Raw genomic sequence first — 19,572 nt, 5'->3', positions numbered from 1 at the left:
AGAAAGCCGACATGGCCGAGCGCCCCTACAACGTCCTGTTCCTGTGCACCGGCAACTCCGCGCGCTCGATCCTGGCCGAGGCGATCCTCGCCCGCGCGGGCGCCGGCCGCTTCGTCGCCTTTTCGGCCGGCTCGCACCCGAAGGGCGCGGTCCACCCCTATGCGCTCGACCTGCTGGGCAGGCTCAACCACGACGTCGCGTTCGCCCGCTCGAAGAGCTGGGACGAATTCGCGGCGCCCGGCGCGCCGAAGATGGATTTCGTCTTCACCGTCTGCGACAGCGCGGCGGCGGAGGTCTGTCCGGTCTGGCCCGGCCAGCCGATGACCGCGCACTGGGGCGTGCCCGACCCGGCCGCGGCCGAGGGCAGCGAGGCCGAGCGCAGGCTGGCCTTCGCCGACGCCTATCGGATGCTGTCGAACCGGATCTCGGTCTTCGTCGCCCTGCCGATGACCGCGCTCGACCGGCTGAGCCTGCAACGGCGGCTGAGCGAGATCGGCCGCAACCTGCCGGAATCGGCCTAGGCCATGGCTTCCGACACGACCGCCGCAGCGGCGCCGGGCGGCATCGGCTTCTTCGAGAAGTGGCTGTCGGTCTGGGTCGCCCTGTGCATCGCCGCCGGCATCGGGCTGGGCAGCCTGCTGCCCGGCCTGTTCGGCACGCTGGCCGGCTGGGAGTACGCCCACGTCAACCTGGTCGTCGCGGTGCTGATCTGGGCGATGGTCTATCCGATGATGGTCAACGTCGACCTCGCAAGCCTGGGCCACATCGCCGACCGGCCGCGCGGCCTGATCATAACGCTGGCGGTCAACTGGCTGGTCAAGCCGTTCACCATGGCCGGCCTCGGCGTGCTGTTCTTCGAGCTGCTGTTCGCCGACCTGATCGCGCCGGCCGATGCGCAGCAGTATATCGCCGGCCTGATCCTGCTCGGCGCCGCGCCCTGCACCGCGATGGTGTTCGTCTGGTCGCAGCTGACCCGCGGCGACCCGAACTACACCCTGGTGCAGGTGTCGGTGAACGACATCGTCATGATCGTCGCGTTCGCGCCGATCGTCGCCCTGCTGCTCGGCGTCACCGACATCGCGGTGCCCTGGCAGACGCTGCTGCTGTCGGTCGGCCTCTACGTGGTGATCCCGCTGATCGCCGGCGCCGCCACCCGCCGCATGCTGACCCGCCGCGGGGCGCGCCGCGGCAACGGCCGGGCGGCGGTGGCCCGCTTCACCGCGGCGGTTAAGCCGTTCTCCGTGCTCGGCCTGCTGGCCACCGTGGTGCTGCTGTTCGGCTTCCAGGGCCAGGTGATTCTCGACCGCCCGCTGGTGATCGCGCTGATCGCGATCCCGCTGCTGATCCAGTCCTACGGCATCTTCGCCCTCGCCTACGGCGCCGCCTGGGCATGGCGGGTGCCGTTCGAGGTGGCGGCCCCCTGCGCCCTGATCGGCACCTCCAACTTCTTCGAGCTGGCGGTGGCGGTCGCGATCAGCCTGTTCGGGCTCGAATCCGGCGCCGCGCTGGCCACCGTCGTCGGCGTGCTGGTCGAGGTGCCGGTGATGCTGTCGCTGGTCGCCTTCGCCAACCGCACCCGCCGGCATTTCCCCGCGGCGCGCTAGCGTCGATTCCTGCGGCGGCCGACGGCCGGCCTGCGCTAGTCTGGCGGCAGCAGCCGCACGGCGAGACGGCGCCGCGGCGAACGCTGGTGGGGAGGACGGCCGATGCGCAACGACCGGGTGCGCGCCGCGGTGATGACGGCGCCGGGGCGGCTGGAGCTGCGCGACTATCCCTATCCCGACGTCGGCGCCGACGCGATGGTGATGAAGCTGGAGATGTGCGGCATCTGCGGTACCGACAAACACACCTATCGCGGCGAGACGGTGCAATATGCCGGCACCCCGGCCGAATCCCACACCCCGTTCCCGCTGATCCCCGGGCACGAGGTCGTCGGCACCGTCGCCGAGATCGGCAAGGCGGCGGCGACGTCGCTGGAATATTCCGGCCAGCCGCTCGCGGTCGGCGACCGGGTGGTGATGTGCCCCGACATCCTGTGCGGCAAATGCTGGTACTGCCGCAACACCTTCGGCTTCCCGCTGTGCCAGAACATCCGCGGCTACGGCAACGCCTTCTGCAGCGACGAGGCCCCGCACCTGATGGGCGGCTGGGCCGACTACATCTACGTCCGGCCCGACGCCTTCGTGTTCAAGGTGCCCGACGAACTCGACGCGCGGCTGGCGGTGATGGCCGAGCTGATGGCGGTGACCTACAACCTGGACAAGGCCAAGCAGCTCTACACGCTGGCCGGCGACGGCTTCGGTTCCGGCGCCACGGTGGTGATCCAGGGCACCGGGCCGATGGGGCTGCTGCACGTGCTGAAGGCGCACATCCTCGGCGCCGGGCGGATCATCGCGCTCGACCGGTCGCAATCCCGCCTGGCGCTGGCCCGCGACTTCGGCGCCGACCACACCATCGCCGTCGCCGGCGCCAGCCGGGCCGAGCGGGTGGAGGCGGTGCGCGCGCTGACCGACGGCCGCGGCGCCGACGTGATCGTCGAATGCACCGGCGAGGCGGAAGCGATTCCCGAGGGTCTGGAGATGGCGCGGCGCGGCGGCACCTATGTTGTGGCCGGCGTGTTCGCCGACGTCGGCGACATCCCGATCAATCCGCACCGCCACCTGCTCGCCAACCAGATCAACCTGATCGGCATGACCAACCATCCGCCGACCGGCTATGTGAACAGCATGCGGCTGCTCGCCCGCTTCAAGGACCGCTTCCCGCTCGACCGCTTCGTCAGCCACGCCTTCCCGCTCGACCGGGTCGAGGAGGCGATGGCGACCGCCTTCGACATCGACCGGGCGATGAAGGTGGTGCTGACGCCCAGCGAAGGCTGACGGCGGCATCGCGCTGACCGGCGCCGGGACGCCGGCCAGGTCTTGCATTTGCGTGCCGATGCGCCGACGCTGCCGCGAACGCCGGAGCGGCCGATGGCACAGCGCACCACCGCGATCCTCACCCTGCTCCTGCTGCTGGCGCCGTGGGCCGGGCCGGCACAGGACGGCGACGCCGGCTGGCCCGGCGCGGTGCCGCCGCCGGCGCCGGCCGACAACCCGACCACGCCGGCGAAGGTGGAGCTGGGCCGGCACCTGTTCTTCGATTCGCGCCTGTCCGGGCCGGGCTACATGTCCTGCGGCACCTGCCACCGGCCGGAACTGGGCTTCAGCGACGGCCGCCCGGTCGCCATCGGCAGCACCGGGCAGGCGCATCCGCGCAACACGCCGGGGCTGGCCAATGTCGGTTATTTCGCCGTGCTGACCTGGGCCGACCCGGCCGAGACGGCGCTGGAGACCCAGTCGAGCGCGCCGCTGTTCGGCCGCGAGCCGATCGTCGAGATGATGACCGACAGCCGGCGCGCCGAGGTGCTGCGCCGCTTCGAGGGCGACGCGGTCTATCGCCGCCTGTTCGCCGCCGCCTTTCCGGAGACCGGCGGCGCCATCGACTTCGCCTCGATCCAGCGGGCGCTGGCCGCGTTCCAGCGCACCCTGATCTCCGACGACAGCCCCTATGACCGCTTCGCGCGCGACGGCGAAGCCGGTGCCATGAGTGCGGCGGCGCAACGCGGCCTGGCGCTGTTCGCGAGCGAGCGGCTGCACTGCGTCGCCTGCCACGTGCCGCCGCACTTCACCGACGCGGCGACCGGCGCGCATTTCCACAACACCGGCCTTTACAACCTCGACGGCGCCGGCGGCCTGCCAGCCGGCAACCGCGGGCTGATCGACCGCACCGGCGCGCCGGGCGACATGGGCCGGTTCCGCACGCCCAGCCTGCGCAACGTGGCGGTGACCGCGCCCTACATGCACGACGGCTCGATCGCGACGCTGGATGCCGTCGTCGACGCCTATGCCGCCGGCGGCCGGGCCGCCGTCGACGGCGCCCGTTCGCCGCTGGCCTCGCCGCTGGTCGCCGGCTTCGCGCTGACGCCCGGCGAGCGCGCCGATCTGATCGCCTTCCTGGAGGCGCTGACCGACGACGGCTTCCTCACCGACGAGCGGCTACAGTCGCCGTTCCGCTACCGGGCGGAGGAGGACGGCTCCGAATAGCCCTCGTCGGGCCGGTCGGCGATGCGGCGGCCGATGATGCGCCGGCCCATCAGGCTGGCGACCAGGTCGACCAGCAGCCTCGCGCTCTGCCCGCGCACGTCGAGGAACGGGTTGAGCTCGGCCACGTCCAGCGAGATCACCAGCCCGGAGTCGTACAGCATCTCCATGATCAGGTGCGCCTCGCGATAGGTGGCGCCGCCGGCGACCGTGGTGCCGACCGCCGGCGCGATCGACGGGTCGAGGAAATCGATGTCGAGGCTGACGTGCAGCACGCCGCCGGCCTGCTGCACCGTGTCCAGCACCTGGCGCATCAGCAGCGGCACGCCGAACTCGTCGATCTGGCGCATGTCGACGATGGTGACGCCGCGGCGGCTGACCGCATCGCGCTCGACCCGGTCGACCGAGCGGATGCCGAACTGGATCATCCGGCGCGGGTCCAGCGGCACCCGCGGCTCGTCGCCCAGCATCCAGTCCAGCCCCGGCTCACCGCACAGCATCGCCACCGGCATGCCGTGCAGGTTGCCCGACGGCGAGGACTCCGGGGTGTTGAAGTCGGCATGGGCATCCAGCCACAGCACGAACAGGTCGCGGCCGCGCTCGCGGCAGTGGCGGGCGACCCCGTTGATGCTGCCCATCGCCATGGTGTGGTCGCCGCCCAGGAAGATCGGCAGATATCCGGCCGCCATCAGCGTGTGTGCGCGGGCGCTGAGCGCGCGGGTCCATTCGGCGACCAGCTGCGGGTTGCGGGCATTGCCGGCGACCGCGACCTGCGCCGGCCCGACGCCTTCCGGCTGGACGTCGCCATGGTCCTCGACGTCGTGGCCGAGGTCGCGCAGCGCGGCGGCCAGACCCGCGGTGCGCAGCGCCGCCGGCCCCATCGCCGGCCCCGGCTCGTGCGTGCCCGCCTCCACCGGCACGCCGAGAATGGCAATCGGCGGCAGCTTGCGGTCGGCATCGGACCAGGAGACCGGGATTGTCACCGCTCAGTAGTCCCCGACTTCGCCGGGCGGGTTGGCGCGCGGCGCGAACACCGGCGCGTCGCCGATCTCGCGGGCATGGGCCAGCGCCCAGCGCACCGACGGAAAGGCGATGTCGTCCCACGGAATCGCGTCCCAGGCATAGAGCGCCACCGCCTGGCTCTCCGGCCCGGCCGCGATCTCGGCCGACCGCAGCCGGCCGCGAAAGATCAGCTGGACCTGGCTGATGCGCGGGATCGAATAGAGGCCGATCAGCCCGTCGAGGTCGATGCGGGCGCGCGCCTCCTCCCAGGCCTCGCGCGCTGCGCCCGCCTGCGCCGTCTCGCCCAGCTCCAGATAGCCGGCCGGCAGGGTCCAGAAGCCGAGCCGCGGCGGGATGGCGCGGCGCACCATCAGGATGCGGCCCTGCCAGGTCGAGACCGAGCCGACCACCACCTTCGGGTTGTCGTACTGGATGTGGCCGCAGGTATCGCAGACCAGCCGCTCGCGGTCGTCGCCCTGCGGCACGATGCGGGAAAAGGCCTGTCCGGCCGCTGCGTCGCGGTTTTCGGCCATCGGAACGATCTGTGCCGCCTGCTGGGTCGGGGCAAGGCGGCAGAATAGCCGCTTGCGCGCCGGCCGCGCCATCGCGATGTGCCCGGCGCGCTCACCCCTCCCCGATCGGCACCTCGGTGCTCCACTTCGGGATGTCGAGCACGATCTCGCTGGTATAGGCGCGGATACCGGGGCCGGTGGTCAGCACCTGGCGGGCGAAGTCCTGGTAATGGGCGACGTCGCGGCTGCGCACCAGCAGGATGTAGTCGATGTCGCCGGCCACAGTCAGGCACTGCACCACGCGGGGCAGCGCGCGCATCCGCTTCTCGAAGGCCAGCATCACCGCCTCGCGCGGCCGCTCCAGCTTGATCCGCACCACCGTGAGCAGGGGCCAGCCGAGCGCGGCCGGATCGACCAGCGCCACCTGGCGCGCGATCACGCCGGCCGCCTTCAGCCGCCGCACCCGCTTCAGGCAGGCCGGCGGCGACAGCCCGACCGCGTCGGCCAGCGCCTGGTTGGCGATGCCACAGTCGGCCTGCAGCGCGCGCAGGATGCGCCGGTCGATGGCATCGAGCGTCGCCGCGGCTGGCGTCTCGTTCGGAAAGTCAGAGGCCATTTCGCTTGCTCTGGATTTCTTCAGTTGGCGGATTCCAGCCGAGACTCTGCAGAATTGCGTCCAACAAAGAAATCCGGATTCCGCGCAGGCGCAGTAGAATGCCGCCGGTCCACGCAAGCGTGGCAGAATGCTGGGAGTCCGCACCCGATGAGCGCCGACACGCCGCCGTCCGGCCCGACCCTGACCAACGAACCGTGGGACGCGCATCTCGTCCGCTACGGCATGCCGTTCGCCCCGCATCTCATCGCCAAGGCGCGCGGCACCCTGATCTGGGACACCGAGGGCCGCGAGGTCCTCGATTTCACCTCGGGCCAGATGTGCGCCACCATCGGCCACAACCACCCGCGCATCGTCGACGCGGTGCGCCAGGCCTGCGAAGGCGCGCTGCACCTGTTCAGCGGCATGCTGAGCCCGCCGGTGGTGGCGCTGTCGCAGCGGCTGGCCGCCATGCTGCCGCCCCGCCTGTCGCGTGCGCTGTTCCTGTCGACCGGCGGCGAGTCCAACGAGGCGGCGCTGAAGCTGGCCAAGATGCACACCGGCAAGTTCGAGGTGGTCGGCTTCACCGGCGCCTGGCACGGCATGACATCGGGCGCGCAGGCGGTGAACTACGTCGCCGGCCGCAAGGGCTTCGGCCCGATGCTCCCCGGCGCCCTGAGCCTGCCCGCGCCCAACGCCTATCACTGCCCGGTGCGCCACTGCCGCGACGCCTGCGACGGCACCTGCCTGGAGGTCGGCTTCGACATGGTCGACGCCCAGTCCACCGGCGCGCTGGCCGCGGTGATCGCCGAGCCGGTGGAAAGTTCCGGCGGCGTGATCGTGCCGCCGGAGGGCTACTGGCAGAAGGTGAAACAGCACTGCGACAAGCGCGGCATGCTGCTGATCTTCGACGAGGCGCAGACCGCCTTCGGCCGGCTCGGCCGCGACTTCGCCTTCCAGCATTTCGGCGTCGAGCCCGACATCCTGACCCTGTCGAAGACGCTGGGCGGCGGCCTGCCGATCGCCGCCACCGTGGTCTCCGACGAACTGGAGGAAGACTGCCACGCGAAAGGCTTCATCCACCCGACCTCGCACGTGTCCGACCCGCTGCCGGCGCAGGCCGCGCTGGCGGTGCTCGACGTGCTGGCCGAGGAGGACCTGAACGCGCGGGCGCTGGAGATGGGCGCCTACCTTCAGGCCGGCCTGAAGGACCTGCAGGCGCGCCACGAGATCATCGGCGACGTGCGCGGCTTCGGCCTGCTGCAGGGGGTCGAGCTGGTCAAGAACCGCGAGACCCGCGCACCCGACGCCGCCACCGGGCGCGCCATCACCGCCCGCTGCATGGAGCTCGGGCTGTCGATGAACATCGTCTCGGTCGGGCTGATGTCCGCGATCTGGCGCATCGCCCCGCCGCTGACGGTCACCCGCGCCGAGATCGACCGTGCGCTGGCGATCCTCGACCAGGCGATCGGCGAGGTGCTGGCGGAAGGAAGGGCGCAGGCGGCGGAATAGGCCGCCGCGGCGGTCAGACCACCACGTTGAGGTAGGTGCCGCGCTCGGTCGGCTCGTCGGGCTGGTTGTCCGGCAGGCGGCGGCGGAAGCGGAATTCCTTGCGCTCGTGCACCGGCTCGGCCTTGCGCACCGCCTCGACCCGCGGGCTGGCCGACGGCGACGCCACCAGACGCCCGATGGCGGAGGCTGTGCGGCTGACCGTGGCAAGGCGCATGGGCTGAACCCTCACTGACTGTCAATCATTGTGCGCCGTCATGCTTAGCGGAAGGTTAAAATCCACAGTTCGTGAATGAAAGGTGGAGGCCGATGCTGTACGGCGAGGATCTGGCCCACATCCAGGCGGCCGGCTTCGACGGCTTCGCGACCCGGGTCGCGCCGGCGCTGGTGGCGCTGCTGCGCGCCGCCGCCATCGCGGTCGAACGGGTCTGCGACGTCGGCTGCGGCGCCGGCACGACAACGCGCGCGCTCTGCGACGCCGGCTTCGCGGTGACGGCGATCGAGCCCTCGGCCCCGCTGCTGGCACTGGCCCGCGCCGCGGCGCCCGGCGCGCGCTTCGTCAACGCCTCGGTCTACGGCGCGGCGCTGCCGGCCGCGGAGGCGGTGGTGGCGTTGGGCGAGCCGCTGACCTATCACCAACCGGATGACGACGCCGGCGCCCGCCTGCGCGCCGTCTTCGCCGCTGCGGCGCGGGCGCTGCCGCCGGAGGGGCTGCTGGTCTTCGACCTGCTGACGCCGGACGCGGCCGGGCCGGTGCGGCGCGGCTGGCAGAGCGGGGTCGACTGGGCGGTGCTGTACGAGGTGCGGCCGGGCGCGCAGCCGGATCGGCTGGAACGCAGCATCGAGACCTTCCGCATGGTTGGCGGCGGCTATCGCCGCGGCCGCGAGCGGCACCATGTGCGGCTGTTTCAGGTCGGCGACGTCGTTGCCTGGCTGGACGGCGCCGGCTTCGCGGTCGACGTCCGCGACCGGCTGGGCGACGCGCCGTTGCCGGAAGGCCGCCGCCTGTTCGTTGCGGTGCGCCGGCCGGCTCAGCTCGCCCGGCGCTCGACCCGCTCCGGGCCGGCCGGCTGATCCGCCGCGCCGCCGTTCCGCGATTCCTCGATCCAGGCGGCAACGGTGGCCAGCAGCCGGGTCTTGTCGACCGGCTTGGCCAGATAGTCGTTCATGCCGGCCTCGATGCAGATGTCGCGGTCGCCCTTCATCGCATTGGCGGTCAGCGCAATGATCGGCGTCCTGCGGTCGGGATGGCGGGCGCGGATGCGGCGCGTCGCCTCCAGCCCGTCCATCTCCGGCATCTGCACGTCCATCAGCACCACGTCGTAGGGCAGTTGGTGGAACAGGTTCAGCGCCTCCGCGCCGCTGTTGGCGATGTCGACCCGATAACCGGCGCGCGACAGGGTGACGTTGACGAACATCTGGTTCACCGCATTGTCCTCGACCAGCAGGACGCGGCCCTTGCCGGCGTTGGCCGACGCGGCCGGGTTCACGGCCTCCGCCAGCATCTGCGGCGTCATCTCGCCGCGCGGGAACACCACCTCCGACGACCGCTCGACCAAGATGCGCAGCCCGGCGGTCATGGTCGAGCGCCGCAGCGGCTTCGGCATGCTGGCGTCGAAGCCCAGCTTCTCGGCCTCGACCTGGCTGGTGACCAGCCCCGACGACGACGACAGCACCAGCAACGGGCGCTTCGCAAGGTCGAGCCCCTTGATCGCCTTCGCCACGGCGACGCCGTCCATGCCCGGCATCATATGGTCGAGGATGACGATGTCGTATGACTTATGCATCAACGCCCGCAGCGCGGCCGGCCCGTCGGCCTCGGTGTCGGCCTCCAGCCCCAGCGCGGCCAGCGAACGCACCCAGACGTCGCGGCTGATGTCGGTGTCGTCGACCACGAGGATGGTGCGGCCGACGAGGTCGCCGGCCAGGTCGGACAGGCTCTCGCGGTTGGTGCCGTTCAGGTTCTTCAGCGGCAAGGTGAAGCGGAAGGTGCTGCCCTTGCCCTCGGTGCTGTCGAAGCCGATGCTGCCGCCCATCAGCGCGACCAGCTCGCGGCTGATGGCGAGGCCGAGCCCGGTGCCGCCGAAGCGGCGCGTGGTGGTGCCGTCGACCTGGTTGAATTTCTGGAACAGGCTGCCGCGTGCCGCGTCGGGAATGCCGATCCCGGTGTCCGAGACCTCGAACCGGACCCAGGACTGGTCGCCCTCGCTGCGCTCCAGCGCCACGCTGACCGCAACGCCGCCCTCCTCGGTGAACTTGACCGCGTTGCCGACCAGATTCAGCAGGATCTGGCGAATGCGGCCCTGGTCGCCGTGCAGCAGGATCGGCACCTCGCCGTCCATGCTGGACGCGATCTCGATGCCCTTCTTGTGGGCGCGCGGCCCCATCAGCTCGACCACGCCGTCGACCATCTCCGGCAGGCTGAAGTCGATCGGCTCCAGCACGATCTTGCCCGATTCGACCTTGGCCAGGTCGAGGATGTCGTTGATCAGGTCGAGCAGCGCCTCGCCGGAGCTGATGATCGCCTTGGCCTGGTGGCGCTGATCGTCGTTCAGCTCCGAATCGACCAGCAGCCCGGCCATGCCGAGCACGCCGTTCATCGGGGTGCGGATCTCATGGCTGATCGTCGCCAGGAAGCGCGACTTGGCCTCGTTGGCCTCCTTCGCCTCCGTGGCGATCCGGTGCGCCTCGCGGTTGGCCTCGGCAAGCGTGCGCTCCACCTCGGCGCGGCGCTGGATCTCGCTCTCCAGGCTCTCGTTGGCATCGATCAGTGCCGCCGCGCGGACCTGCGAGTCGCGCCAGCGCCGGAACGCGAACCAGGCGACGCCGAAGGCGGAGATCGCCAGCGCCATCGGCACTTCGTCGACCTCCAGACCCTCGTTCGCCTCCGCCCATTCGTTCCACAGCTCGGCGAGCTCGGTGAAATGCGCAATGACCAGGCATGCACACAATGGTGATCGCGATGGTAATCCACAGGTCGCAGCTTCGCCGTGCGGTTCCGGGCGGCGAGGACAGTGTCGAGTTCGGGCGACATCGGGCGGGATCCGTATGGTGGCGATGGCTGCGATCTTTCGCGCAACAGGCTGAACAATCGGTAAACCGGAAATGGATGTGCCCAGGTCCTGCCGAGTAGATCATGGTTAAACGGCAGTAATTCCCGATCCATTTAGCGCGACGTCTTTGTATTTCCTGGAGCCGGTCGTGGCCGGCTGCGATACCCGGCCGAGCCCGTGGGCGCGGGACCGCTGCCGCCGGGCGGGCGCAACGCCGATACAAACCTTCCGGCCGGGTGGCCCCGGGGCCGTTGCCTCAGGCGGCGTCCGCCGCCTCGCCTCGGGCCCGTCCCGACGGGCGCCGGCCTGCTGCCAGACGCCGATCTTCTCGATCAGACGGCTGTGGTCGATCGGCTTGGTCAGATAGTCGTTCATACCTGCCGCCAGACAGATGTCGCGGTCGCCGGCCATGGCATTCGCCGTCAGCGCGATGATCGGGGTCTGGCGGTCCGGATGGCGGGCGCGGATCCGCCGTGTCGCCTCCAGCCATCATTCTCCGGCATCTGCACGTCCATCAGCACCACGTCGTAGGGCAGCTTGTGGAACATCTCGATCGCCTCGACGCCGCTGCTGGCCACGTCGACGCGGAAGCCGGCGCGCGACAGGATCACGTTGACGAACATCTGGTTCACCTGGTTGTCCTCGACCAGCAGCACCCGGCCCCTGACCGGCGGCTGCCCCGCCGCGGCTTCGGCGGCCGGCGCGGTCACCGGGTCGGGCAGCCGCGGGCGCTCGCGCAGCTGGGTGTCGGAGGTGCGCTCGACCAGGGTGCGCAGGCCGGCGATCAGGCTGGCGCGGCGCAGCGGCTTCGGAATGCTGGCGTCGAAGCCCAGCCGCCCCGCCTCGCGGTGCGACATGCCGACCCCCGATGAGGAGGACAGCACCAGCTTGGGCTGCGTTTCCAGGCTCAGGCCCCGGATCGCCTGGGCCAGCGCGACGCCGTCCATCCCCGGCATCATGTGGTCGATGATGGCCACGTCGTAGCGGCCGACCAGGATGCGCTGCAGCGCCGTCGGCCCGCTGGCAACCGCATCGGCCGCCAGGCCGAGCGCGGCCAGCGAGCGCAGCCAGATGTCGCGGTTGATCTCGGTGTCGTCGACGACCAGCACCCGCCGGCCGGCCAGCTCGGCCGCCAGGTCGGCCAGGCTCTCGCTGTTGGTGCCGTTCAGGTTCTTCACCGGCACGACGAAACGGAAAGTGCTGCCCTGGCCCGGCACGCTGGTGCAGTCGATCTCGCCCCCCATCAGCGTCGCCAGCTCGCGGCAGATGGCCAGGCCCAGCCCGGTGCCGCCGAAGCGCCGGGTCGTCGTGTTGTCGACCTGGGTGAATTTCTGGAACAGCCGGTGGCGCGCCTCGTCGGGGATGCCGATGCCGGTATCGGTGACGGCGAACGCCAGCCGGACCGCATCGCCGTCGCCGCCGTCGCGCGAGACGGTCACGCCGACGCCGCCGGATTCGGTGAACTTGATCGCGTTGCCGACCAGATTGAACAGCACCTGGCGGATACGGCCGGGGTCGGCGTGCAGCAGCACCGGCACGTCGGCCTCGATGCAGGCGGACAGCTCGATGCCCTTGTTGTGGGCGCGCGCCGCCATCAGCTCGATGACGCCGTCGACGATGTCGGGCAGCTCGAAATCGATGTGCTCCAGCTCGATCCGGCCCTCCTCGATCTTGGCCAGGTCGAGGATGTCGTTGATCAGGTCGAGCAGCGCCTCGCCGGAACTGTGGATCGCGTTGGCCTGCAGCCGCTGGTCCGCGTCCAGCTCCGAGTCGAGCAGCAGCCCGGCCATGCCGAGCACGCCGTTCATCGGGGTGCGGATCTCGTGGCTGATCGTCGCCAGGAAGCGCGACTTGGCCTCGTTGGCTTCCCTCGCCTCCTCGGCGATCCGGTGTGCCTCATAGTTGGCGCTGGCCAGCGTGCGCTCCACTTCCGCGCGACGCACGACCTCGGCCTCCAGCGCGGCGGTGCGTTCCTGCACCTTCTGCTCCAGCTCGTCGTGCGAGCGGGCCAGCCGGCGGCGGGCGGCCTGGTGCGCCGCCGCCAGCCTGCGGTAGGCGCCGACGAAGCGGACGCCGGCGCCGCAGATCGCCGCGCCGATCGCCGCCAGCAGGCCGGCCAGGAACGTCATGCCGATCCAGCCGAAACGGGTCATCGCCGCGGCGGTGTGGCTCATGTCGATGGTGATCTCGACCGCGCCGCGGAAATTGCCGTCGGCGATCAGGGGCAGGAAGGCATCGCCGGCGACCGTGACGTCTGGATGCGCCGCCGGTGCCTCGGTGACCCGCGTAAAGCTCTGGCCGGCACGGACCTGCGTGGCGAAGAACGGCTCGCGGTTGCTGCGGCCGACCTCGCCGGGCTCGCTGCTGAACACCACGTAGCCGTCGTGATCGTAGATGCGATAGCCGGCGAAATGTTCGTCGGTTTCGGCCTTCTCCAGGATGTGCCGCAGCTCGATGTCGAGCAGGCGCAGGGTCAGCAGCCGGCGGTCGTGCTCCGCCATGTGGTCGAGGAAGACCTGCCAGTTGTGGGCGATCTCGGTCGCCTCGTGCGCGATGACGTCCCGCTGCAGGGCACGCGAGCCGAGCCAGCCGGCCACCAGCGCGGCCACCGCGGCCAGTGCCAGGAAGAGCAGGAAGCCGCCCGCACGCGGCTTGGTCAGCGGCGCGTCGGCAGCCGCCGCGGGATCGAGGAGGGCCTTGTCAGCCAGGTTTTCCGTCAACACAGCATCCTGCACGGTCGGTCGGCCCACGCCCGCCCTTGCGCGGCTTCGCCGCCGAAGCGAGATGGCCGTATGGGCGGGCAACGGCTCCGGGGTCGGGAGCGGAGCGAACCTAGGCGGATCGCGGTTAATGTTCGCTGAAGCCCGGCACCGCGCCCAGTCCGCCGCCGGCCGGCCGGCGAGCGGCGCAGATGTGCCGTCGCGGCAGGCGCGTCGCGTCGAATTTTACCGGTCCTTAACGCGAAATTGGCATCGTTTCAGGCGAATCCTGGCCAGGTTACCGCCACCCACGAACGGGCGGAGCCGACGGGGGGCAAGAGCCGATGACCGTGCAGAAAGCACCGACCGAGCTGGACCTGGAAGAGATCGCCGCGCTGGCGCGCGGGCGCAATGCCGTCGACCGCGCCGCGCTGATCGAGGCGCTGAACGATGGCGTCGGCGCCCGGATCGCGGCGGCGAGCGAGCGCGAGCGCCTGCTGTTCGACGGCATCCTCGACCAGCTGCTGGCCTCCATCGAGCATGACGTGCGGGCCAGGCTCGCCGAACGGCTGGCGGCACGACCCGACGCGCCGCGGCCGCTAATCGCCCTGCTCGCAAACCAGGACATCGACATCGCCCGCCCGGTGCTGCTGCACAGCCGCGCGCTGCAGGACGACGACCTGGTCGAGATCGTCCGCCATCGCACGCTGGAGCACCAATTGGCCGTGGCGGCGCGCGACTCGCTGAGCGAGGAGGTCAGCGAGGAGCTGGTCGGCACCGGCCAGACCCGGGTCATCACCACGCTGCTGCGCAATCACGGCGCGCGCATCCGCGAGGCCACCCTGGCCTACCTCGCCGAGCAGGCCGAGCGGGTCGACGCCTTCCGCGAGCCGCTGGTCCACCGCCACGACCTGCCGCCGCACGTCGCCAAGCGCCTGTACCGTCTGGTGGCCGGCGCCCTGCGCGACGAACTGTCCGCCCGATTCGACATCGACGTGACCATCTTCGACGCGGTGATCGAGCAGGTCATCCAGGCCGCGACGGCGGCGCTGGCGGCCAGCCGCCGCCACCCGACCATGGCCCAGGCGCTGGCCGACGAACTGGCCCAGACCGAGCGGTTCGACGCCCGGCTGATGGTCGACGCGCTGAAACGCGGCGAGGTGGCGCTGTTCGAGGCGATGCTGATCCAGCAATCCGGGCTCAGGCCCGGCGACGTGCGCTGGGTCGTCTACGACACCGACGGCGAGCCGCTGGCGGTGCTGTGCCGCGCCATCGGCGTCACCCCGGCCTGCTTCTCGGACGTGTTCGAGCTGACCCGGCGCAGCTCGCGCCGCAGCCGCGCGGTGGCGGACGAGATGCACGAGCGCGCACTGGCGCTGTTCCAGCGGCTGGACAAGGAGGCCGCGGCCGCGCTGATGCGCGCCTGGCGGCGCGAACCGCGAAGCCTGCGCGAACGGTTCGGCATCGACGAACGGGAGAAGGCGGCCGTTGCCTAGCGCGCCGGAAGATCGGGCCTCGCAGCGGGCGTCGCCCCGCAGCACGGCCGCGTCCGGCACCGCGGCGCAGCGCCTGCACGACGTGCTGCGCCTGTCCAGCGAATGGCTCTACGAGACCGACGCGGAGCTGACCGTCACCTTCATGTCGGACCGGGTGCACGACGACCTCGGCGTAGTGCCGGCGGCGATGATCGGCCGCCGGCTGCCGGAACTGGGCGTGTTCGATGCCGGCCCCGACGCCTTCGCCGCCCAGCTCGACCCGTCCCGCCGCAAGCCCTTTGCCGACCGCATGGCCGACATGCGCCACGCCGACGGCTCGCTGCGGCGCATCCGCTTCGCCGGCGTGCCGATGTACGAGGACGGCGGCTTCGCCGGCTATCGCGGCATCGCCCGCGACGAGACCTTGCGGCTGTCGGCGGTCGACGCGGCGCAGCGGGCGGAGTCGCGCCTCTTGATGGGCCTTGCCGCTATCCGCGACGGCTTCGCCGTGTTCGACTCGCTGGGCATGCTGATCTGCGCCAACCCGCAGCTGGCCGACGACTTCGGCCGCCGCGACGGCGTGCCGCCGGGCATCGAGCTTGCCAAGCTGCTCAACCACGCGCTCAAGTCCGGCTGGTTCGTCGACACCGATGCGTCGTCGCTGACCGCCGCGCCGCCGCGGCTGACCGACCCGGCCAGCGGCCAGAGCATGGTCGAGATCGGCCTTGCCGACGGCCGCCGCGTGCTGTTCTGCGCCAGCCGCACCGACTGCGGCGATACGGTGCTGATCTCCACCGACATCACGGCGCTGCAGTCGGCCCAGCGCGGCGGCGCCCGGCGCTCCACGCTGAAGTCCGCCTGACCGGCCGGCAGGCGCCGCTAGGGGGCGGCGCGCCTGTTGTAGTCCAGCTCGGCCTGGGTCAGCTGGAAGCCGAGATAGATCCGATAGTCGCCGCCCGTGGCCCGGCCGCCGGGCAGCGGCAGCTCGACCGTCACCTCGTCGCTGAAGCCGGCGCGGATCTCGCCGTCGCGGAACTCCACCGGGATGGTCAGTTCCTGCTTGCCGACCACGGCGCCGTCGGGGCGGGTCACCGCCACGAAATAGGGCACCGGTTCGGTCACCGCCGGGCCGCCGGGCGGGCGGTCGAACACCGAGGAGACCTGCAGCTCGACCGCGACGATGTCGTCGTCGTAGGCGCAGTTGCCGGTCACGCCGACGATCTCGCCGTAGAAGGCCAGCGCGTCCGGCGTCGCCGCCTGGCCGCCGAAGCGCGACAGCTTGGACAGCTCGCCGACGATGGCGGCATCGGGGCACAGCAGGCCCAGCGATTCGGCCGAATCGGACCCGCAGCCGGCAAGGACCAGCGCAGCCGTTCCCGCCAGCGCCCGTGCAGTGCCGCCGAACGCCTGTCTCGCACGCCCCATCCGAATCGCTTTTCCCAGCCGGATCATTATATTGGCGCGGACTGTAGAGAGGGCGTTCCGGCGACGCAAGGCGCCTGGGCGACCCGTACGCACCGCCCGCCCGGATGCCGATGACCAAGCCGCCGCTCACCGTCCTGCTCGCCGCGCCGCGCGGATTCTGCGCCGGAGTCGACCGGGCGATCCAGATCGTCGAACTGGCGCTGGCGAAATACGGCCGGCCGGTCTATGTGCGGCACGAGATCGTGCACAACCGCTTCGTGGTTGCCGACCTGGAGGCGAAGGGCGCCGTGTTCGTCGAGGAATTGGACCAGGTGCCGGACGACGCGCCGGTGGTGTTCTCCGCCCACGGGGTGCCGAAGGCGGTGCCGGCCGAGGCGCAGCGCCGCCGCATGCTCTATCTCGACGCCACCTGCCCGCTGGTCAGCAAGGTGCACCGCGAGGCGGAACGCCAGCACGCCGACGGCCGCCACGTGGTGCTGATCGGCCATGCCGGCCACCCGGAGGTGATCGGCACCATGGGCCAGCTGCCGGCCGGCGCGGTCAGCCTGGTCGAGACGGTCGACGACGTGGCGGCGCTGGCGCCGGCGGACCCGGACCGGCTCGCCTTCGTCACCCAGACCACGCTGTCGGTCGACGACACCGCGGCGGTGGTCGATGCGCTGCGCGCCCGCTTCCCGGCCATCGTCGGCCCGAAGAAGGAGGACATCTGCTACGCCACCACCAACCGGCAGCAGGCGGTGAAGGCGATCGCGGCGCGCTGCGACGCCATCGCGGTGGTCGGCGCACCGAACTCGTCGAACTCCCGCCGCCTGGTGGAGGTGGCCGAACGGGCCGGCTGCGCGCGCGCCTTCCTGCTGCAGCGCGGCGCCGACCTCGACCTCGCCGCGCTGGACGGCGTGCGCACGCTGGGCATCTCCGCCGGCGCGTCGGCGCCGGAGGTGCTGGTCGACGAGGTGATCGCCGCCTGCCGCACCCGCTTCGCGGTCACGGTCGAGGAGGTGCGGCTGACCGACGAGCACATCACCTTCAAGCTGCCGCGGGCGCTCGTCGCGTAGCATGGCGGTCTACACCGAAGTCAGCGACGAGGACCTGGCCGCCTTCCTCGCCGAATACGCGATCGGCGAGGTGGTGTCGGCCAAGGGCATCGCCGAGGGGGTGGAGAATTCCAACTACCTGCTGATCACCACCACCGGCCAGTACATCCTGACCCTCTACGAGAAGCGGGTCGAGGAGGCGGACCTGCCGTTCTTCCTCGGCCTGATGGAGCACCTGGCCGCCAAGGGCTTCTCGTGCCCGACCCCGATCCCCGGCCGCGACGGGCACAGCCTGCGCCGGCTGGCCGGCCGTCCCGCCGCGATCATCAGCTTCCTGCGCGGGCTGTGGCCGCGCCGGGTGCTGCCGGTGCATTGCGCCGGCGTCGGCACCGCGCTGGCCGACATGCACCTGGCGGCGGCCGACTTCACCATCACCCGCACGAACGCGCTGTCGGTGCCGGGCTGGCGGCCGCTGCTGGACGCCTGCCGCGCCGACGGCGACAGCGTCGCCCGCGGCCTGATCGCGACGCTGGACGCCGAGCTCGACCTGCTGGAGGGTGCGTGGCCGGCGGACCTGCCGGTCGGCGTCATCCACGCCGACCTGTTCCCCGACAACGTCTTCTTCCTGGGCGACGCGCTGTCGGGCGTGATCGACTTCTATTTCGCCTGTACCGACTTCCTGGCCTACGACGTGGCGGTATGCCTGAACGCCTGGTGCTTCGAGAACGACACCAGCTTCAACGTGACCAAGGCGCGCCGCCTGCTCGGCGCCTATGTCCGCCGCCGGCCGCTGACCGTGGCGGAACTCGCCGCGCTGCCGCTGCTGGCACGGGGCGCGGCGCTGCGCTTCCTGCTGACCCGGCTCTACGACTGGCTGAACACGCCGCCCGGCGCGCTGGTGAAGCCGAAGGACCCGCTGGAGTATCTGCGCAAGCTGCGCTTCCACGCCCAGGTCGCCGACCCGCAGGACTATGGGCTCAGCGCCGAGGAATGCTGCGTTGGCTGACGACGCGGCCACGGTCCACGCCTTCACCGACGGCGCCTGCAGCGGCAATCCCGGCCCCGGCGGCTGGGGCGCGATCCTGCGCTTCAAGGGCGTGGAGAAGGAACTGAGCGGCGGCGCGGCCGAGACCACCAACAACCGGATGGAGCTGATGGCGGCGATCGCCGCGCTGGAGGCGATCACCCGGCCGGTGGCGATCGTGGTCCATACCGACAGCATGTACCTGCACGACGGCATCACCAAATGGATGCCGCGGTGGAAGGCGCGCGGCTGGAAGACCGCGGCGAACAAGCCGGTGAAGAACGACGACCTGTGGAAGCGGCTGGAGGCCGCGGCGGCGGGCCACAAGGTGCGCTGGCAATGGGTCAAGGCGCACAACGGCCATGCCGAGAACGAGCGCGCCGATGCGCTGGCCCGCGCCGCCATCCCGGGCCGCGGCGGCGGGCCGGCCGCCAAGACCGACGCGGCATGAGCCAGCGCCTGGCCGAGCCGCGGGCGCAGACCGCCTTCCTGCTCGCCCGCCATCGCATCGACCTGGTCCTCGACGTCGGCGCCAATGTCGGCCAGTACGCGCTGGGCCTGCGCGGCGCCGGCTACGGCGGGCGCATCGTCTCGTTCGAGCCGCAGGCGGCCGCCCATGCCGCGCTGCGGCAGGCCGCCGGCGCCGACCCGCTGTGGCAGGTCGCGCCGCGCTGTGCCGTCGGCGCCGAAGCGGGCACGATCGCGCTCAACATCTCGGCCGCCAGCGACATGAGCTCCGCCCTGCCCTTCACCGCCGAGAGCGCCCAGCACTTCGAGTCCGACCGCTTCGTCGCGACCGAGACCGTGCCGCTCTTCCGGCTCGACGCGTTGTGGTCCGAGTTGGTGCCGGCGGGCGCGCGCGTGTTCCTCAAGTCCGACACCCAGGGCTTCGACCTGGCGGTACTGACCGGCGCCGGCGACCGGCTGGCGGAGACCGCCGGCATCCAGGTCGAGGCGTCGCTGCACCCGGTCTACCAAGGCCAACCTGGCTATCGCGCCGTGCTCGACTTCCTCGAGCCGCGGGGATTTGCCCTGATGCAGGTGATTCCCGGCTAGCTTCAGCCGTCACCACGGCCGCATGCTCCGAGGTCGACCTGGTGCTGTTCGCGAAGGCTGACGGCGCCACCCGCGCCAAAATTTCGCGATCCGCCGGACCCCTTCCATCCGT

18 protein-coding genes and 1 pseudogene are annotated in these 19,572 nt (G+C 71.2%); 12 read left to right on the top strand and 7 right to left on the bottom strand.

Annotated features, from left to right (window positions below):
* Positions 1-11 precede the first annotated feature (11 nt).
* From R3F55_16770 to R3F55_16755, 4 genes are all read left to right on the top strand, one after another.
* Positions 12-521: an arsenate reductase ArsC gene (locus R3F55_16770; protein MEZ5669059.1), complete on the top strand. Its 510-nt coding sequence runs from the start codon at positions 12-14 to the stop codon at positions 519-521.
* A gap of 3 nt (positions 522-524) precedes the next feature.
* Positions 525-1,604, top strand: coding sequence for an ACR3 family arsenite efflux transporter (arsB, locus tag R3F55_16765; GenBank protein ID MEZ5669058.1), 1,080 nt, complete (start codon positions 525-527; stop codon positions 1,602-1,604).
* Positions 1,605-1,706: 102 nt separating this feature from the next.
* Positions 1,707-2,876, top strand: coding sequence for a zinc-binding dehydrogenase (locus R3F55_16760; protein ID MEZ5669057.1), 1,170 nt, complete (start codon positions 1,707-1,709; stop codon positions 2,874-2,876).
* 93 nt (positions 2,877-2,969) lie between these two features.
* Complete coding sequence (locus R3F55_16755) at positions 2,970-4,082, top strand: di-heme enzyme (protein ID MEZ5669056.1); 1,113 nt, start codon at positions 2,970-2,972, stop codon at positions 4,080-4,082.
* Here R3F55_16755 and rocF read toward each other — a convergent pair.
* The 3 genes from rocF to R3F55_16740 form a co-directional block, all read right to left on the bottom strand.
* Positions 4,052-5,062, bottom strand: a complete 1,011-nt coding sequence (gene rocF, locus R3F55_16750) for an arginase (protein MEZ5669055.1) — start codon at positions 5,060-5,062, stop codon at positions 4,052-4,054. The genes R3F55_16755 and rocF overlap by 31 nt on opposite strands.
* 3 nt (positions 5,063-5,065) lie before the next feature.
* Positions 5,066-5,614, bottom strand: a complete 549-nt coding sequence (locus R3F55_16745; GenBank protein ID MEZ5669054.1) for an NUDIX hydrolase — start codon at positions 5,612-5,614, stop codon at positions 5,066-5,068.
* 91 nt (positions 5,615-5,705) lie between these two features.
* The gene (locus R3F55_16740) at positions 5,706-6,209 is read right to left on the bottom strand and encodes an Lrp/AsnC family transcriptional regulator (GenBank protein MEZ5669053.1); all 504 of its coding nucleotides are present in this window, start codon (positions 6,207-6,209) and stop codon (positions 5,706-5,708) included.
* Positions 6,210-6,356: 147 nt separating this feature from the next.
* On the opposite strand from R3F55_16740, the gene R3F55_16735 reads away from it, so the two are divergent.
* Positions 6,357-7,697, top strand: coding sequence for an aspartate aminotransferase family protein (locus R3F55_16735; GenBank protein ID MEZ5669052.1), 1,341 nt, complete (start codon positions 6,357-6,359; stop codon positions 7,695-7,697).
* Between the two features lie 13 nt (positions 7,698-7,710).
* Here R3F55_16735 and R3F55_16730 read toward each other — a convergent pair whose 3' ends face one another.
* Entirely contained in the window at positions 7,711-7,911 is a 201-nt protein-coding gene (locus R3F55_16730; protein ID MEZ5669051.1) for a hypothetical protein, read from the bottom strand.
* Between the two features lie 92 nt (positions 7,912-8,003).
* Here R3F55_16730 and R3F55_16725 point away from each other — a divergent pair, with 92 nt between their 5' ends.
* The gene (locus tag R3F55_16725; protein MEZ5669050.1) at positions 8,004-8,768 is read left to right on the top strand and encodes a methyltransferase domain-containing protein; all 765 of its coding nucleotides are present in this window, start codon (positions 8,004-8,006) and stop codon (positions 8,766-8,768) included.
* Here R3F55_16725 and R3F55_16720 read toward each other — a convergent pair.
* On the bottom strand, positions 8,726-10,645 hold the full coding sequence (locus tag R3F55_16720; GenBank protein ID MEZ5669049.1) for a response regulator: 1,920 nt from the start codon (positions 10,643-10,645) through the stop codon (positions 8,726-8,728). The genes R3F55_16725 and R3F55_16720 overlap by 43 nt on opposite strands.
* A 189-nt stretch (positions 10,646-10,834) precedes the next feature.
* A pseudogene (locus R3F55_16715) lies at positions 10,835-12,876 on the bottom strand (response regulator).
* 914 nt (positions 12,877-13,790) lie between these two features.
* On the opposite strand from R3F55_16715, the gene R3F55_16710 reads away from it, so the two are divergent.
* Both R3F55_16710 and R3F55_16705 read left to right on the top strand, forming a co-directional pair.
* A complete protein-coding gene (locus R3F55_16710; GenBank protein MEZ5669048.1) occupies positions 13,791-14,942 on the top strand; it encodes a DUF2336 domain-containing protein in 1,152 nt (383 codons plus the stop codon).
* Positions 14,935-15,783 carry a PAS domain-containing protein gene (locus tag R3F55_16705; GenBank protein MEZ5669047.1) on the top strand — a complete coding sequence of 283 codons (849 nt, stop codon included), beginning with the start codon at positions 14,935-14,937 and terminating at the stop codon, positions 15,781-15,783. The genes R3F55_16710 and R3F55_16705 overlap by 8 nt, the downstream gene beginning before the upstream one ends.
* 17 nt (positions 15,784-15,800) lie before the next feature.
* On the opposite strand, the gene R3F55_16700 is transcribed toward R3F55_16705, so the two are convergent.
* Positions 15,801-16,346, bottom strand: a complete 546-nt coding sequence (locus R3F55_16700; GenBank protein MEZ5669046.1) for a hypothetical protein — start codon at positions 16,344-16,346, stop codon at positions 15,801-15,803.
* A 110-nt stretch (positions 16,347-16,456) separates the two neighbouring features.
* Between R3F55_16700 and ispH the strand changes: the two genes are divergently transcribed.
* From ispH to R3F55_16680, 4 genes are read left to right on the top strand one after another with little or no spacing between them, the layout of a single operon-like run.
* The gene (ispH, locus tag R3F55_16695; protein ID MEZ5669045.1) at positions 16,457-17,401 is read left to right on the top strand and encodes a 4-hydroxy-3-methylbut-2-enyl diphosphate reductase; all 945 of its coding nucleotides are present in this window, start codon (positions 16,457-16,459) and stop codon (positions 17,399-17,401) included.
* Between the two features lies 1 nt (position 17,402).
* Positions 17,403-18,386 carry a homoserine kinase gene (locus R3F55_16690; protein ID MEZ5669044.1) on the top strand — a complete coding sequence of 328 codons (984 nt, stop codon included), beginning with the start codon at positions 17,403-17,405 and terminating at the stop codon, positions 18,384-18,386.
* Complete coding sequence (gene rnhA / locus R3F55_16685) at positions 18,379-18,855, top strand: ribonuclease HI (protein MEZ5669043.1); 477 nt, start codon at positions 18,379-18,381, stop codon at positions 18,853-18,855. The genes R3F55_16690 and rnhA overlap by 8 nt, the downstream gene beginning before the upstream one ends.
* Positions 18,852-19,460, top strand: a complete 609-nt coding sequence (locus tag R3F55_16680) for an FkbM family methyltransferase (protein ID MEZ5669042.1) — start codon at positions 18,852-18,854, stop codon at positions 19,458-19,460. The genes rnhA and R3F55_16680 overlap by 4 nt, the downstream gene beginning before the upstream one ends.
* Positions 19,461-19,572: the final 112 nt, after the last annotated feature.

The organism is Alphaproteobacteria bacterium, from assembly GCA_041396705.1.
GTDB lineage: Bacteria > Pseudomonadota > Alphaproteobacteria > CALKHQ01 > CALKHQ01 > CALKHQ01.
Note: the sequence above shows the minus strand (reverse complement) of the source record. Positions and strands in the feature narration are given on the sequence as shown.